The sequence below is a fragment of the Mesorhizobium sp. WSM4906 genome (genome assembly GCF_029674625.1).
Lineage (GTDB): Bacteria > Pseudomonadota > Alphaproteobacteria > Rhizobiales > Rhizobiaceae > Mesorhizobium.
Map to the genome: position 1 here is coordinate 1515061 of NZ_CP121355.1, position 17183 is coordinate 1532243.

Consider the following 17183-nt stretch of genomic DNA (forward strand, 5'->3'; position numbering starts at 1 on the left):
GCGAGGGCATTTTTATGACCAGGCAGTTCGTGTTCTCTTCCGAATCCGTCGGCGCGGGACACCCCGATAAGATGGCAGACAACATCTCCGATGCCATTCTCGATGCGGTCCTGCGCACCGATCCGAAGGCGCGCGTCGCCTGTGAAGTGTTGGTGAAGACGGGGATGGTCGTTGTGGCTGGCGAGATCACCAGCCATGCCCACATCGATTACAGCCAAGTCGCCCGCGATACGATACTCGATATTGGCTACGACGATGATGCGATTGGCTTTGATGGTCGACGTTGCGCCGTCGTTCTGGCCCTCACCGAGCAGTCGCCCGACATAAGCCAGGGCGTTGATGAAGGACGAGGGCAGGATCTCGGGCAAGGGGCAGGGGATCAGGGCATCATGTTTGGATTCGCATGCAACGAGACGGATACATTGATGCCCCTGCCGATCCAACTCGCTCACCATTTGACGAAAAGACAGGCCGAGGTCCGGAAAGCGGGACAGCTTGGCTGGCTGCGTCCGGACGTGAAATCTCAAGTGTCGGTACGCTACGAAGGGCTCCGCCCGGTGGCGCTGGATACCATAGTCCTGTCAACGCAGCATGACGAAGCGGTCTCACAAGCCACGGTCCGCGAAGGCGTCATTGAGGAGATCATAAAACCGGTCCTGCCGGCCCACCTGGATACTTCGGGGATCAGATTTCTGGTCAACCCAACAGGGCGGTTCGTGGTCGGTGGGCCTGCCGGCGACTGCGGCCTCACAGGACGGAAGATCATCGTCGATTCCTACGGTGGGACCGGGCGTCACGGCGGCGGTGCCTTTTCGGGCAAGGACCCATCCAAGGTTGACCGCTCGGCGGCCTATGCCGCCCGGTATGTCGCGAAGAACATCGTTGCCAGCGGCCTTGCGGAGGTCTGCGAGGTTCAGCTTGCCTACGCGATCGGCGTGGCCAGTCCGGTTTCTGTCATGGTCAATACCTTCGGAACCGCAAGGATCGAGGAAAAAAGGATCGAGCGCCTTGTTCTCGAGGTTTTCAATCTCCGACCGAAAGGCATCATCAAGATGCTTGATCTCTTACGGCCGATATACCGCAAGACGGCGACATACGGACACTTCGGGCGTGAAGAGCCTGAGTTCACTTGGGAGAAGACGGACAAAGCTGACGATTTGCTGCGTGAAGCCGGACCGGCAGCTGCGTGAGGGCGGCTGGATCAAGCGCATGCGGCAACCCATTTCAACTCGCGAGACCACGCCCGGCCGGCGTGGCAAGAAGCCGGCTCGGGTTTTGGCGGAGATTTTGATGCCGGATTATGACGTGCTTTGCATCGGCAATGCCATTGTCGACATCATCGCCCAGTGCGACGAGGAATTCCTCGAGACCAACGGCATCATCAAGGGCGCGATGAACCTCATCGACACACAACGCGCCGAACTGCTCTACAGCCGCATGGGCCCGGCGATCGAAGCGTCCGGCGGCAGCGCCGGCAACACGGCGGCCGGCGTCGCCAGCTTTGGCGGCCGCGCGGCCTTCTTCGGCAAGGTCTCCAACGATGCGCTGGGCGAAATCTACGCCCACGACATCCATGCGCAGGGCGTCGCCTTCGGCACCACGCCGCTCAAGGGTGAGCCGCCGACGGCGCGCTCGATGATCTTCGTCACGCCCGACGGCGAGCGCTCGATGAACACCTATCTCGGCGCCTGCGTCGAGCTTGGCCCTGAGGATGTCGAAGCCGACAAGGCGTCCGGCGCCAAGGTCACCTATTTCGAAGGCTATCTGTGGGACCCGCCGCGCGCCAAGGAGGCAATCCGCCAGACGGCGAAGCTGGCGCACGCGGCAGGCCGAGAAGTGTCGATGACGCTGTCGGATTCGTTCTGCGTCGACCGCTACCGCGACGAATTCCTCGACCTGGTGCGCTCGGGCACGGTCGACATCGTCTTTGCCAACAGCCACGAGATCAAGTCGCTCTACCAGACATCGTCGTTCGACGAGGCGCTGGCCCAGATCCGCAAGGATTGCCGGATCGCCGCCGTCACCCGCTCGGAAAAAGGCTCGGTGATCGTGCGCGGCGACGAGACCGTGGTGATCAAGGCGACCGCCATCAAGGAACTGGTCGACACGACGGGCGCCGGCGATCTCTATGCCGCCGGCTTCCTGCATGGCTACACGCAAGGCCGCGACCTGCAGACTTGCGGCGACCTTGGCTCACTGGCAGCCGGATTGGTGATCCAGCAGATCGGCCCCAGGCCCCGTCAGAATTTGCGCCGCGAGGCTGAGCAGGCGGGGCTGACCATTCCGGACGTTCAAACGAGTTAGTGGCCTACCTTCCCGTTGTGCAGGCTATCTCGCCAGAAGCGCAATCACGGAATAGGGAAATCCTGATGTCGAACATGATGAAGGCGCTTGTGAAGGCCAAGGCCGAACCGGGCATCTGGATGGAAGAGGTGCCGGTGCCGGAAATCGGCCCCAACGACGTGCTGATCAAGATCAAGAAGACGGCGATCTGCGGCACCGACGTGCACATCTACAATTGGGACCAGTGGGCGCAGAAGACGGTGCCGGTGCCGATGGTGACGGGCCATGAATTCGTCGGCACCGTTGCCGATTTCGGCGCAGCGGTCACCGAATACAAGGTCGGCCAGCGTGTATCGGGCGAAGGCCACATCGTCTGCGGCCATTGCCGCAACTGTCGCGCCGGGCGAGGGCATCTGTGCCGCAACACGCTCGGCGTCGGCGTCAACCGTCCAGGCGCCTTCGGCGAGTATCTGGCGATCCCGCAGCACAATGTCGTGCCGATCCCCGACGATGTGCCCGATGAGATTGCCGCGATCTTCGATCCCTTGGGCAATGCCGTCCACACCGCATTGTCCTTCGATCTGGTCGGCGAGGACGTGCTGGTGACTGGCGCCGGGCCGATCGGCATCATGGGCGCGCTCGTCGCCCAATGCGTCGGCGCGCGCAAAGTGGTCATCACTGACATCAACCCGGTGCGGCTGGCGCTAGCCAAGAAACTCGGCGTCCAGCATGTCGTCGACGCCTCGAAGGAGAAGCTGCGCGACGTCATGCCGGTGCTCGGCATGACCGAGGGGTTCGACGTCGGCCTCGAAATGTCAGGCGCCGCCCCCGCTTTCCGCGACATGATCGACACCATGAACAATGGCGGCAAGATCGCCATTCTGGGCATCGCGCCGACCGGCTTCGAGATCGACTGGAACAAGGTCATCTTCAAGATGCTGCATCTCAAAGGCATCTACGGCCGCGAGATGTTCGAAACCTGGTACAAGATGATCGCGCTTGTGCAGGGTCCGCTGGATGTCTCCGGCCTGATCACCCACCGCATCGGCATCGACGATTTTCAGATCGGTTTCGATGCGATGAAGAGCGGCAGTTCCGGCAAGGTGGTGATGGACTGGTAGGGATTGCCTTGGCCGCTATTCAGGAAAAGCTGACGACAGCACCTCTGGTCCGCCGGACATTTTCCAACTAGGGGAACATGGCTGGGTGGAGAGCTATGGCTCCGCTACGTGCGCTCGCTAATCATATACGGCGACGTATCGCGGCCCACCCGGTGACGGTCGATGGGGCAATTCGCTTCAGTCGATGACGGAAACCCGGTGAACCGATGCTGAGGCCCCGACGCGATCGTCTATTTCCTATGATCTGCGATTGAGGTCGAGGTGTTGCCGCTTTCAGCGGGTAAGATGCGATAGACGACTTCCGGTACCCTTCCGGTCAGCGAAAAGGAAGGCAACGAGCCGCATTGCCTCAAGCAAAATGTTACCAATAGTGTCCTGTTCCAAAGGGGATGGACAGGTCGTGCCATTCCGGTTCGGGGGAAGGATGGCGCGGCTCAGCATGGCGACACGGTGAAGCGGCGATCGTGGAGCTTTATTGCGGCGTTGACAAGCGGCGCATTCTGGATGAGTTCGAGGCGGTAACCGGCTATTATTCGCAAGCGCGCGATCCGTCTTATGAACCGTCGTGAGCAGAGGCCGTCTGCGGGCAAGAGCCGCAGCCGCTGTTACGGCAGCGATGTCCGCGACGCGCTCATCGTGTTGTGGGAGGATTCGGAGCGGCTGGGTCCGCATCGACGCTCGCGGCGGCCAGCGCCGCCGGGCAGGAATGAGTTCGCAGTTCGCCGCTCGGTGCCAGCCCGCACCTTCGGCGATTGGAAAGATCCGCCGCCCGGCTTTGTTGAGCGCATTCGGGCACGTCTTCGTCAGGGAGCTTCGTGCAGACGATGGTGCTGACCGGATTGCCGCCGGCTGGACCGATTGCATTCCGCTCCGCACGCGCGACAGCGGCAATGTGATCATGGCGATCAAGCAGGCCCGCTCCCGGTTTCGCTGACCCTGTGCTGCTGTTTGCCGGCATCCGCCCGCACAGGAAGAGCTTGTAAAAGTGCGGAAATCGAGGAGCCGTTGGTCGTCGATCTTCAGCCTGAACGCGGTCGTTTGCTGGTGCCGCAAATCGGCTGTTGCATGTACATCCCTGTCAGACGTCAGTTTTCCTCGCCTATTTTGGTGTCGAGCGCGAAGTGCTCCAACCAGATTGCAAGGCTTTTTGGAAATGAGAGCGGCTTTGCGCAGGGCGCTCCGTTGTTGAGCATTCAAGCTACCAAGCCAATGACGCGCAGGTTCCACCAGGCTCGCCAGCCTTGAAGGACAGCGAAAAAAGCAGAGCACGACAGACACAACAGTGCATCAGGACGCCGCAGTCGTTGAAGATGGTGCGCTGCATCCATACCGTGGATGCATTCGATCCAAATAATCGATTTGTTCAATCAGTTTCTCGAAAGCTAACCCTACCCTCTGTGGGAATCGGGCTCTGAGCCGCGACGCTGCCTTGCGAGCGCAGGGGCTGCACGTAGGAGAGATGATGCAACGAGAAATCGCACGCGGGTTGCTGGCCTCGTGGGTTCGCCGACCGGCGTATTTGAGCCCGTCAGTTGGTCCTCACCCGCGCCTATTGCCACCGAGCGACTTGCATGTCCCTCCGACTCGGACCAGTTCCGAGAGCTGCGACGAGTTGCGCGCCGTGTGCTCCGATCAGATGGCCGCCGGTGACGCGTTCGATGGGCCGTCCCTCTTCGAGAGGAGATGAAATGCGAACGCTGCTCGTGGATCATCATGCGGATCTTGCGCGCGCCATGCGACTTGCGCTCGGGGATGGCGGCTTCGTCGTTGATGTCGTTGGTACTCTGGAACTGGCTTCGAGTGCATTTTCTTGCGCCAGCTATGAAATTCTCCTGCTGGAATTGGCTCTGCCAGATGGCGATGGCTTGGGTTGGCTGAGGCAGTTGAGGACCCACGGGCATTCAGTTCCTGCCGTCATTATGAGCAGCCTTAACGATCTCGATAAGCGAATTGCGATCTTCAACGGTGGTGCGGACGACTTTCTGCTCAAACCCATCTCTACCGATGAGCTTATTGCCAGAATGAGAGCCATTCTGCGCCGGGCGACACAGATGACCGACCTGAGGCTCGTATTTGGCAATCTCGACTTTGATCCGGTCGCCCGCCAGGTTTTCGTTGATGGGCACCCAATGATGATCGCACGTCGCGAACTCTGTGTTCTAGAGCACCTGCTTAACCGGGCAGGCCGCATCGTGCCCCGTGCGCAATTGGAAGATCACCTCTATTCATTCAACGACGACGTGTCTGCCAACGCGCTTGAAGTCGGAATTTATCGTTTACGGGGACATCTGACCAGATCAGGTGCAACGCCACGGATCAAGACCATCCGAGGCATTGGTTACATCCTAGAATTGACTGACGCCTCGTCCGCATAGTTTGTCGAATCGAAAGAAGATCTATTTTGCTGATCCTTCAACATCCTTGCGCTGCGCTCAATTGGCGGGCGATCGCCAACAAGGTTACAAGACCTGCAGTGCCCCGTTACCTGGGCCATCTCCTCTGCGCGCTTATTGTGACTTTCCCACTTGGTGTCGCGGCGCAAAACAAGCAGGACAAAGGCCCGCCGCATGCGGCTTCGAATAGCATCAACGCCACGCTGACCCTTTCCTCTTCGCTCGGGGAGACCGTTCATCTGCCCGGGCCAGCCACGACCATCTTTGTTGCTGACCCCACGATCGCGGATTTTCAGGCGCCATCGAGCAAAACAATCTTCGTCTTTGGCAAGAAATCGGGGCGGACCAGCCTATTCGCCTTGGATGGCAATGGCGAGCCTCTCGCCGAATTGCGTATCGTTGTCACGCAACCGATCGGGGATTTACGCGCCATGTTGCGGGAGCAGGTCGGCGACTATCCCATCCGCGTCAACTATACGCCGCGCGGCGCAATCCTTAGCGGGACGGCGCCCGACGCAGAGGTCGCCGACACCGCAAAAAGAGTCACTGAGCAATATCTGGGCGACGGAGCGCAAGTCGTCAACAACATCAAGGTCGCTGGATCCCTGCAAGTTAACCTCAGCGTGCGCGTAGCCGAAGTCTCACGCAGCGCCATGAAGTCACTCGGCGTCAACTTGTCCGCCTTCGGTCAAATCGGCAATTTCAAAGTGGGCGTTCTAAGCGGAAGCGCTGCAAGCGCTGGGTCTGGTTCAACCCAGGGTGGCGGTACAGCAGAAATCGGATTCGACAACGGTGCCGTCAACGTCAGCGCGGTTCTCGACGCGCTCGCCAAGGAGCATATAGCTTCCGTCCTGGCTGAGCCGAACCTCACCGCTATGTCGGGTGAAAAGGCCAGCTTTCTCGCGGGCGGCGAATTTCCCATTCCTGTCCTGCAGGAAAACAGGCAGGTATCGGTTGAATTCCGTCACTTCGGCGTCAGTCTGGAATTTGTGCCGACAGTTCTCAGCAACAATCAAATCAACATTCACGTAACGCCCGAAGTCAGTGAACTGTCGACGCAAGGTGCCGTGCAAATCAACGGAATTTCCGTGCCGGCAGTTTCCACGCGCCGAGCCGATACGGTCGTCGAACTCGCCAGCGGCCAGAGCTTCGCAATCGGCGGTCTAATCAGGCGGAACGTCAACAATGATGTCAGGGCCTTTCCCTGGCTCGGAGAACTGGCGATCCTGGGACCGCTTTTTCGCTCGACCTCGTTTCAAAAAGAGGAGTCAGAACTGGTCATTCTAGTTACGCCTTACATTGTAAGACCAGGCTCCAACCCAAACCAGATGAGCGCACCGACCGAGCGGGCGGCACCGGCTTTGAACGGAGGGGGCGCTCCGACGAATTCCGTGACAAGTCCCCCGCGAGACCGCGCTGCTATCCGTGCGGGCGCGCCAAGCGCCCAGGGCGGTCTCGGCTTCATCATCGAATAGTGTCATCCAAAGATGTTGCGTTTTATAATCCTCTTTGTCGCTCTGGCACCAAGCGTAAGTGGCTGCACAAGCACTACGCCAGTTGATGTCGAACCATCGGCACCAATGCTTGTCCGAGAGGAGACCACCGTCCTGACGTTGCAAAGCCTGCGCGCTTCCGAACGGCAGCGTTTGCGTGTTTTCCTAGACAAGGCCAGTCGCGGCCGGTTCGATGCCATCCACCTCCTCATCAGCGGTTCGCCCCAGCTCAGCGCAGGGGTAGCCCATCAGGCCAGGCAGTTGGCAATCGAAGAAGACAACATTCAATTGCGCGATCAACACGACGCCGGCTCAGTGCGAATTGAGGCGATTGTCTATCACGCCCGTCCGCCGGTCTGTCCCTCATATGGTGCCTTACCCAATGAAGAATCCTTCAAACAGCCGCTTGGTTGTTCGACAGGACATAACCTGGCCGTGATGGTCAACGATCCGCGCGATCTGCTCGACAATCAGGCCGTCAAGGCCGGCGATGGCGATCGTGCTTCTGTACCAGTTGCAACTTACAGAACATTCGGGACGGATAAAGGTGGCTGATACCGCCCTTATCTCGGCAGCACTCCTACCGGAGATTGAAAGCTTCCAATCGCGTCCTGATCTAAAATAAAAGGAACCGCTGGATGCAATATAGGCGCTATATCGAGGGCCTTAGGGCCGTTGCTGTACTTCCGGTCGTACTCTTTCATTTCGGAATTTCGGCGATCCCGGGTGGCTTTAGCGGGGTCGATATCTTCTTCGTCATCTCCGGCTACCTAACCAGCGGAAGCCTCCTGGATGACCTTGAACGCGGCCAATTTTCCATCGTCAACTTCTACTGGCGCCGTGCCCGGCGCATTCTGCCGGCGCTCGTCTTTGTGATGCTTCTCACCTGCATTGCGGCATTGTTCATTCTTCTGCCACCGGATCTGCGCGGATTCAGTCTTAGCATCATAGCTACCTCGACCTTCTGGTCGAACGTTTTCTTCTGGAAAACGTCAAGTTACTTCTCTATCGATGCCGCGCTTCTACCACTGTTGCACACTTGGCCGCTTTCCGTAGCGGAGCAGTACTACATCTTCGCACCAATCCTGATGTTCCTAATCTATCGCTACATCGGGAAGCGCTGGCTGACGACACTTCTTCCGATAATTCTCTGCAGCTTCGTAGTGGCGGTGATGGCGACATCGCTGGCACCCACCGCCGGATTCTATCTGCTGCCGACCCGAATCTGGGAACTCATGTTGGGCGCCCTGCTCATGCTCAAATGCCCCTCGCCGCTGGGCAACCGACTCCTGATGGAGTCGGTGGGGGTGGCCGGATTTGGCCTTCTCGCCATCGGGTTCTTCGCGATTTCGGCGAGTGATCCGTTCCCAGGCTACAACGCCTTGTATCCATGCATCGGAACGGCCCTTCTGATCTATGTTGGCCAAAATACCCCCTCGACGGTCGCCACCCGCATGCTCGAAGTCAGGCCGCTGGTCTGGATTGGGCTCATCTCGTATTCGTTGTATCTTGTTCACTGGCCTCTCAATGCGTTCGCGCACTATCTTTCGTTCCAAAAACTCGATCCGTTGATGACCGGTGCGATGTTGGTGGCAAGCCTCGCATTGGCTGCATTCTCCTGGAAGTTTGTAGAGCAGCCGTTTCGACAGAAGAGGGCCTTCACCTCCCCGGGGCCTATCTTCGCCTTTTCAGCGCTCGCGATCGTTGTCCTTTGTGCCGGCGGAGCGGCGGGGGCGCTCGGCAACGGCTTTCCGCAACGGTTTCCGGACTATGTCCAGCGGCGCATTTCCGTCGGGGACTGGAGGAATGGCATCTGTTTCAACGAGGGCACCAGCCGGATCGAAAGCTGGAATATGGAGGATTGCACGCGCACCAGCGGTTTTCCAACAACGGTTTTTTTGTGGGGCGACTCCTTCGCCGCGCACTATGTTTCCGGCTTGGGTGCTAACATAAATCGATTGCAGGCGAACATCGTTGAATATACGTACGCCAGCTGCGCGCCGATACTCTATTACTACCCGTACGATCGTCTTGATTGTGTCCGGTTCAATCGCAAGGCCTTGGACGTCATCTTGGAAGCGGACATCAAGACGGTTATCCTCAGCGGTAGATGGAGTGACTATGAGGTCAGAGGTTTCGACGGTCTTCAGCAAACAATCGCTACGCTTCGTGCCCTGGGCGTGCGCGTGTTTGTCATCGGCCAGTCTCCGCAGTTCCCAACTGACGTCCGGAAAATTGCGTTCTTCGCCAAGCGCCAAAATCTGGACGATACGTCCTGGCCGATCGCGATGGACCCCGACGTCAACGAACGTGTGCGCTCATTTACCAAAGGCGCCACATTCATCGATCCGCTGAAATTCCTGTGCAGCGCAGGACGCTGCGCCTATTTCGATAGAGGAGAGTTTTTATATTTCGACTATGGTCATTTCTCTTCAGCCGGCGCCACACTGGCAATCTCGAAATACTGGCCGGCTTTTGGCAAGGACAATGCTCTTCCTAAGACGAAGTAGCGGCTCAGCGGCTGACAAGCACCAGTACGGGTCCCAGTGATAGCTCCTGCTTCCGCAGCAGCCGCGACGATGGAGCTGTTCAGGTTTAAGGCCCCCCGATAGTGACCTAGGTGTGGAGCTTCAACAGGTTGTCCTCGATCAGGGCGAGGCGACTGATAGGCGTTTTTGACTTTAGGCTGCCATGTGGACGATGCCAATTGTATCTGTGCAGCCAGACAGGCAGTTCGGCGGCACGATGATCGGATGTCGGATAGGCAATGGCGTAGGCCCATTCGCGCAGTGCTGTCTGGATGAAGCGCTCGGCCTTGCCATTGGTCTTGGGCGTATAGGGTCTTGTCGTGACGTGCTTGAGGCCGAGATCGCGGCAGGCCTTGGCGAAGGCCTTTGATCTGTAGCAGGAGCCGTTGTCGGTCATGACGCGGGCTATCGTGACGCCGAGGCTGGCGTAATAGGCGACCGCGGCCTTGAGGAAGGCGATGGCGCACTCCTTTTTCTCGTCGGGCAGGATTTGCGAGAAGGCGATGCGGGACGCGTCGTCGATGCAGACATGGACGAACTCCCAGCCGGCGCCGCGCGACTTGCCCTTTTGCGGATCGCCGGTGATACGATGGCCGACTTGGCTGAAGCGGCCGAGCTTCTTGATGTCGATATGGATCATCTCGCCGGGATGCTCCCGCTCGTAGCGCCGGACCGGTTCGGCCGGCTCGATATCCCTGAGCCGCGACAGCCCGGCACGCTTGAGAACCCGGCTGACGGTGGCGGGCGAGACGCCGACCTCATGGGCGATGTGCTTGCCGGTCAGCCGCTGGCGACGCAAGGCTGCGATGCGCTCGGCCACGGACTGTTCGGTCAGGCTCGGCATGACGGTGGGCCGCGACGAGCGGTCGACCATGCCGGCCCGCCCTTTGGTCTTATAGCGCTCGACCCAGCGCGCCACGATCTTGGCCGACACGCCATAGACGCGCGCCGCATGGGCTTTGGAAAAAGCGCCTTCTATCACCGATAACGCCATCTCCTCTCGACGCAGCGGTGTGAGACGGGCATTCTTGTGGATGTTCATTCGGACCCTCCGATGGATGCTGAAGCGTGGTAACTCCAGTCTCCTCGGTCCGGTCCGAATGGACAACCTCTCGAAAGCTCACACCTAGGATGGGTGCTGCCACGCGGCTCGGACTCAGCGTGCATTATCACGTAAATGTTGAGAGAATGAATGGCGCCGCGAAGGGCAATTCCAGCCGTCCAAAGCGACAGGCGTGTCGCGGCCTCGACATTGCAGTGGCGCTTACCTAACACGGCCTCACACTGCCCTCTAAACGGCCCCGAATTTGAACTGACGGCCCCTGGCCGGTTCATCGGGCAGGTCAAGGGCTAGGTGTAGTACACAGGGCTCATAACTTTCAGTTTCTAGTTGGTACGATGGGCCGTGGACGGTCGATGCAGACTTCAAGATGGCGAACGAAGCTCTCCATGCGTGCGTTGTCGAGGCAAGTGCCTTTGCCATGCTCGCGACTGGAGAGATTTCAAAATGAGCCTTGTAAGCGGAGAATGCCGCCGACGCTGTTCGGCTTGCTCGTGCCCTTGACGGCGGTAGGCTCGGCAGGGCCGAGGCCAGAGTTGCCGTAGTGGTCGTAATCGACCTCGGCTGTGACCGTGAAGCCGGGAACGACCATGTAGGCGACGTTTGCAGCCACACCAGCATCCTTGAGCTGATCACCCGAGACCTGAAGGTTGAACGAAGTTTTCTCGTCAAACTCGTAGGTGGCGCCCGCCCAGAAAGCCCACTGGCCGTTCCAGATTTTGTACGAGCCGCGCCCATGATTGGCAATTGCGCCGTTTGAGTCCTCGTTGAGACTGGCATTGGAACCGTAGCCGAAGAGTCCAAACAGCGACAGCTGGTTTGTGACAGCGACGTCGACGCGGATCTTGCCGGCAAAAGCTTCGTAATTGCTGTCATAAGCCGCGACGCCGATGATCGAGCCCCAGCCTTGCGTGTATTTCAAGCCGGCGACAACGTGCGGAATATAGCTGTCGATAGTACCGGCTGAGCCCGATCCTTGTTCGAGCGAAATCACAGTCGAAATGCCGTTGCCGGCGTCGAAGTGGTACTGAGCCACGTTGGTGTCGAAGCCGGCCGACGGAACGAGCATACTATCGAGAACGTTGCCAGCGTAGCTTGCAAACGTATCGAAGGCCGACCCCTCCTTGCCAACTCGCAGGCCTCCCAGCTCGACCCAGGCAGAAGCCAGTGCGAGGCCGCTGTTGAAATCATAGTTCTGAGGACTGTCATGCGAGTTAGCGCTGTTGCCAAAATTCACCTGGGTTTCGGTATAGGTCGTCAACGCGCCGAGCTCGGTCTGCTGGCCGGTCCAAGTTTTGAACGTGAAGCGTGTGCTGTTTCGCCAAGTGCCTTGGTCCTCGCCAGTTCTCACGTCCGAGGTTCTTGCGCTGTCATACGATCGGACGTCACCCAGGCCGATATCGTAACGGACATAGCCGCCGATGCGCAGGCAGGTCTCGGTGTTGGGAATATAGGAATATCCCGAGCCGAGGACGTCGCAGATCTTGATGTACTCGGCCGGTTCCCGCTCGGCGCCAGCTGCTCGACCGACGGAAATGGTCATCAGAGCAGTTAAGCCGAGAAGAGGACTCTTGATGTACATGTCTAGATCTCCATGAAGGAATAAAAAGGATAGAGGCGAAAGAGCAAGCTTTTCCTCTAAATTTTGTGCGTGTTGTCTCCAATATGTGGACGCCAAAGCGCTTGACACGAGAGGTGAGCCAGCGTAAAAGCCACATGTACTTATAATAGTGTTTTCTGCTAGGAGATTCATTATCGTTTACATGTGAAACACTCCGGTCGGACCGCTGCAGCTCTCCGAATAGAGCAGCAAGCGACATGCCAACCTGAAGCGTAGATGCGGCCGACACCAAAATCGGGCCGACGCGCCTTCGTCTCGCTGGAATCACTTTTTTTGAGGGTCACTGCGAAAAGAAATGTGCGACACGGTTCGCCATGTTCGATATGTGACAGTCTCGTTTAACAGCGACGGCTTCCCGTCTGACCGCAACGGAGGCCGCGCCATCCGCTACCGAGAAGGATCACTGCGCGTACGCTCCGCAAGGGCTGCGCCAGGAACAGAGGGCGTGCACGTCCGAGGCGTCGCATGGTGGCCGCAGCACCTTTTCGCCGCTGTAAGTTCGCCGTGCAGGTACATTGCGCGGCCGGAAGCGAGAGGGAGCGCACCCTGAAACGGCTGCCTACGGCTCGCCTCGAGTAATTGGCGATGAACAGTATTCTCGAGAACTTAGTCTCGACGGAAAGAGCAACGAAAGGAAGCCGCTTGGACGAGCACGATCCGAAGGAAGAACCGATCGAGACCATTTTCCGCAACGGCACAATCACTGCCGTGGGTATCCTGCTTGCCTTTTCCCTCGGCTTCCTCACTCATTGGGCCGCGAACCCCTTGCCATGGCAACTCTACGATCTGTTCGCCGTAGTGCCGATCCTGCTCGGCATCGCACTGCAGATGAGAGCGCTGTCCATGCTGCTCGACATGAGTTCCTTGCGGCGCCCCATCTACGAACGCGCCAATCGCATTTTCATGGTCGGCCTCATCCAGACCGCGTGTGGCGTCGGCATGGCCATCTTGGTCGATCTTTTCGGGATATCGGTAGGGGGCACGCTGCCCGGCGCTTGACGACAAGCCACACCGCTCTTCGCTCGAAGCGACGTCAAGCCGGGGAACCTTGTGCACCCCCTAGCGGCGTCCTCCTTTCATCAAATGAGCCGACGTCAGCTTTAGAGCGTCTCGGTGGCTAAAGCCGGTATGGTTTTTCGGCCGGCAGGGAAGGCCGCTGGCTGGACCTGGATGGCGTCTGAACGAGGCTTGACAGGTCCGTTGCGTCGGACATGAATTTCGCATTGCAAAGTTCTTCCGCAGACGCCTCAAGCACACTGCACTGGCGTCACGTACTCAGACGTTGAATGCGGCACCGCACCATCACCTCAGGCGCAACCATGGCACGCGCGCTCCCCGGCGTGGTTGACCCCATCCTGTCCAAACGAGACTGCGACATAAGCGGGACGCACTGACTTAGGTCAGAGACCAGGACGAGCGCGCAACGAAAGAATGATGGATGAGCGACGTGGGATGACAGCTCCTTGCACACCTCAATCCTGACAAAGTACCGGGACCCCCGGCCGCCTTGGTATACCATCTATCCGACTGTGCCAGACTTCTCTGCGGCAGTTGGTGCTGACGATTATGAGGAATGGCTGGGGGGCCTCCCGGCCGACGAATCGGTGTCGCTCTATTTCCACATTCCGTTTTGCCGATCCATGTGCTGGTATTGCGGCTTCCCTACCGCGGTCATCCGTCGCAACGGCCCGATCCTTAATTATTTAGCGGTGCTGCGTCAGGAGATCAGTTTGGTGTCGGAGCAAGTGCGGCAAGGGCTGCCGGTGAGCGATGTGCATTTCGGCGGCGGAACGCCTCACCTTATCGGGCCAGCCGAGCACTTGGCGCTGATGGAATTTCTACGCCGCCACTTCGCTTTCAGCAAAACTGCTGCGATCGCCGTGGAGATCGATCCCCGAACGTTCACACCGGAAATGGCCGAAGCCCTGGCAGCTAACGGTGTCAACCGCGCGAGCATCGGATGCAGAGCTTTGATCCCGATGTGCAAAGGCGATCAATCGGATCCAGAGTAAGGTGCAGACGGCCGCTGCAGTCCAAAATCTCCGCCGGCATGGCGTTGGCCATATCAACTTCGACCTCATCTTCGGTCTACCGAAACAGACTGTGCAGTCCTGCATCCAGACCGCGATGGCTGCGGTCGCCATGCGCCCCAACCGGCTTGCGGTGTTCGGATACGCGCATATTCCTTCCGTGATAAAGAATCAGCGCCTAATCGAGCAGGCAGGTCTACCGGACGGCGATCTTCGCGCCGAACAGGCTGCAACTGTCGCCGAGACACTGGTTGGCGCTGGCTACCGGGAGATCGGGCTCGATCATTTCGCTCCGCCGGACGACGAACTTGCGCTAGCGCCAGAAGACCGGGCGCCTACGGCGTAATTCGCTGGGATACTCGGCCGATACTTGCAAAACGTGATCGGCTTCGGCGCGTCGGCTATTGGCCGAGTCCGCGAGGGGTATGTTCAGAACGAAGTAACACGGGATTCTTACGCCCGGCACATCGCAAGTGGACGTCTGGCGACATCAAAGGGTCACCGTCTGACCGACGATGACCGGGTGCGCGCAGCGATCATCGAGCGACTGATGTGCGATTTGGAGGCCGACGTGCCGACCATCTGTGCCGCCCACGAAATCGAACCAGCTCGTTTTCTCGATTCAGTTGAGAGTTTGGTGACGCTGGCTGAGGAGGGGATCCTGGACGTCGAAAACGGCTTCATCCGCGTGCGGCCGGAGCACCGCTTTGTTGTTCGCGCCGTTGCTGCTGCATTCGATGCTTTTCTCGCGAATCGATGAGTTGAGGCCACGACGCCGAAAGGCATCAGACCTTGTTTGGCGCTCGTCGGCATGGGCTCTCGCAGAAGACTCCGCAAGCGTATGCAGGGGACTTCCACTTGACGCCGCGTTCACCATCATCTCGCCTGGGTGCGCGCGAAAGCGCACAACCCGGAGCACGCTGCTCTCGGTGTGAGGCTGTGCTCTGCAAAGCACCGGTGATCCACCCTGTCCCTGGACAGCAGCTTGATGGCGTCATCTTGGAGGACGAGAAAAGATTGTCGAGGTACGGGTACGAATTGCCTCGGTCGTCCGTTCAATCGAAAGCACTGTCTGCGGAGGCACCTCTCCTTCATGCAGTGACAGGAGATGCTGGGCGACTTCCTTATCTGCTGCGGTGAGTCGATGATTTAGGCGGAGAAAGTCCATCCAGGTGGGGGTGCGGAATGTCTCCGTCCAAAGTGACGGTGTTTGCAGATTTCGCTGGAGCGTCCAGTTTCGTGCACCGGCACGGCTCTGGACGTGTCGCCGCGTGCGCATGGAGCCCAGAAAGGCCTCGATATTTTCCTCCGATATCAAATACTCGACCTTGGCCACGATAGGGCCACTTCTGGGTTTCAGATCGAGAGCCACGTCCGGCGGATGAAAAACTGAACTTTCTTGATCGGTTTCTTCCCAGGGACGGACCGGCAACACGATCCCCGCTGCTGCAACCAGCAACAGAGCGCCTGCGGCGCCCTCCAATGCTGAGGTCAAGGAATAGTTTTGCGCGACAGAACCCCAGATCCAGCTGCCAGCAGCCATACCGCCTGCGCTCAAGGCGTAGTAAATGGAGAGCGTGCGGCCTACAACCCACCTTGGGCTTGCCAACTGCACCGACACGTCAATGCCCGTCCAGGTGATAAGCCAACCCGCTCCGCCGAGCGCCAGCGAAATGGCCGCCACAGGAAGCGACGATGTAAGGGCAAGGGAGAGGCAACAGACTGCACAAGCCACAGAGGCGAAGGCCACCAGCCTGTTTTGAGACGTGACCTTCCTCAAGAAGCCGTTGCCCATACCCGCGATGAAAGCACCCATGCCGAAGCCGGCCAATAAGATACCGTAGACAATTGGCCCACTCTTCAACTGATCCCGGACGACGAGGGGGAGCAACGCCAGAATGGAGATGCTTGCCAACCCGAAAAGAGCGGCTCGGGCGGTCGCTGCCCTGATCTCCAAAGACATCGCCGTAAAGCGCACTCCGTCATGAATTGCCGTCGTCATTCTCTCACGAGGGAGAGGCGAAGAGCGGACCTCCCATTTGGTGCGCCATATCGCGCTTATGGGCGCCAGATCACTCACCGCAGCCAAGGCGAAAGCGGCCAGCGGCCCAAAGACGGCCAGGATCACGCCCCCCAAGGCTGGACCAACGCTGCGCACAATGTTGTATCCGACGGACATAAGCGTCACTGCGGCCGGAATGTCGCGTTTGTGAAGGATATCGCCGACCGAAGCGTGCCAAGCCGGATCATTCAAGGCAAAGCCGCAGCCGGCCAGGAAACCTAACCCGAGAATCAGCCAAGGACTGACAAATCCCAGACCCACAGAAATCATCAGCGTCGTCGACGCCGATGCTATCAGGCAGTGTCCCGCAAACATCACCCACCGGCGGCTGAAGTTGTCGGCAATGGCTCCGGCGAAAACTGAGAGGAAGAACACCGGCAATGTGGATGCGGCCTGGACGAGTGCCACCATGAGGTCGGACGCTGAAATCGTTGCCATAAGCCAACTGATGGCGACCGTTTGCACTAGCCAACCGAGGCTGGAAATCTGGGTGGCCGCCCAAATTGAGCGAAACACCTTGTTTCGAAATGGGGCGAGCGTCTTTGAAACGGGCGGTTGGGGATTTTCGCTCTGCATGAGGTATTGCTGGCCT

Annotated in this window: 11 protein-coding genes and 2 pseudogenes; 10 read left to right on the forward strand and 3 right to left on the reverse strand. The window is 58.8% G+C overall.

Going from position 1 to position 17183, the window contains the following annotated elements; genetic code table 11:
* Positions 1-14: 14 nt before the first annotated feature.
* The 8 genes and pseudogenes from metK (at position 15) to QAZ22_RS07135 (ending at position 9800) form a co-directional block, all read left to right on the forward strand.
* Positions 15-1190, forward strand: a complete 1176-nt coding sequence (metK, locus tag QAZ22_RS07100; RefSeq protein WP_063169265.1) for a methionine adenosyltransferase — start codon at positions 15-17, stop codon at positions 1188-1190.
* A gap of 100 nt (positions 1191-1290) precedes the next feature.
* Positions 1291-2304, forward strand: coding sequence for an adenosine kinase (locus QAZ22_RS07105; protein WP_063170366.1), 1014 nt, complete (start codon positions 1291-1293; stop codon positions 2302-2304).
* Positions 2305-2369: 65 nt separating this feature from the next.
* On the forward strand, positions 2370-3404 hold the full coding sequence (tdh, locus tag QAZ22_RS07110) for an L-threonine 3-dehydrogenase (protein ID WP_063169264.1): 1035 nt from the start codon (positions 2370-2372) through the stop codon (positions 3402-3404).
* A 714-nt stretch (positions 3405-4118) separates the two neighbouring features.
* Positions 4119-4287, forward strand: a pseudogene (locus tag QAZ22_RS07115) (transposase); the annotation flags it as partial.
* Positions 4288-5092: 805 nt separating this feature from the next.
* Positions 5093-5779 (forward strand): response regulator transcription factor, encoded by a 687-nt coding sequence (locus QAZ22_RS07120; RefSeq protein ID WP_063169262.1) that lies wholly within the window; start codon positions 5093-5095, stop codon positions 5777-5779.
* A 71-nt stretch (positions 5780-5850) separates the two neighbouring features.
* Positions 5851-7272: a type II and III secretion system protein family protein gene (locus QAZ22_RS07125; protein WP_063170365.1), complete on the forward strand. Its 1422-nt coding sequence runs from the start codon at positions 5851-5853 to the stop codon at positions 7270-7272.
* Positions 7273-7284: 12 nt separating this feature from the next.
* Positions 7285-7845, forward strand: a complete 561-nt coding sequence (locus QAZ22_RS07130; RefSeq protein ID WP_063169261.1) for a CpaD family pilus assembly lipoprotein — start codon at positions 7285-7287, stop codon at positions 7843-7845.
* 83 nt (positions 7846-7928) lie between these two features.
* Positions 7929-9800: an acyltransferase family protein gene (locus QAZ22_RS07135; RefSeq protein WP_063169260.1), complete on the forward strand. Its 1872-nt coding sequence runs from the start codon at positions 7929-7931 to the stop codon at positions 9798-9800.
* Positions 9801-9906: 106 nt separating this feature from the next.
* On the opposite strand, the gene QAZ22_RS07140 is transcribed toward QAZ22_RS07135, so the two are convergent.
* Together QAZ22_RS07140 and QAZ22_RS07145 are read right to left on the reverse strand one after the other, a co-directional pair.
* The gene (locus QAZ22_RS07140; RefSeq protein ID WP_063169259.1) at positions 9907-10860 is read right to left on the reverse strand and encodes an IS481 family transposase; all 954 of its coding nucleotides are present in this window, start codon (positions 10858-10860) and stop codon (positions 9907-9909) included.
* Between the two features lie 460 nt (positions 10861-11320).
* Positions 11321-12460 (reverse strand): porin, encoded by a 1140-nt coding sequence (locus QAZ22_RS07145; RefSeq protein ID WP_063169258.1) that lies wholly within the window; start codon positions 12458-12460, stop codon positions 11321-11323.
* A 681-nt stretch (positions 12461-13141) separates the two neighbouring features.
* Here QAZ22_RS07145 and QAZ22_RS07150 point away from each other — a divergent pair.
* Both QAZ22_RS07150 and hemN read left to right on the forward strand, forming a co-directional pair.
* Complete coding sequence (locus tag QAZ22_RS07150; RefSeq protein ID WP_024505577.1) at positions 13142-13498, forward strand: hypothetical protein; 357 nt, start codon at positions 13142-13144, stop codon at positions 13496-13498.
* A 464-nt stretch (positions 13499-13962) separates the two neighbouring features.
* A pseudogene (hemN, locus tag QAZ22_RS07155) lies at positions 13963-15289 on the forward strand (oxygen-independent coproporphyrinogen III oxidase).
* A gap of 234 nt (positions 15290-15523) precedes the next feature.
* Here hemN and QAZ22_RS07160 read toward each other — a convergent pair.
* Complete coding sequence (locus QAZ22_RS07160) at positions 15524-17167, reverse strand: MFS transporter (RefSeq protein ID WP_063169257.1); 1644 nt, start codon at positions 17165-17167, stop codon at positions 15524-15526.
* Between the last annotated feature and the right edge of the window lie 16 nt (positions 17168-17183).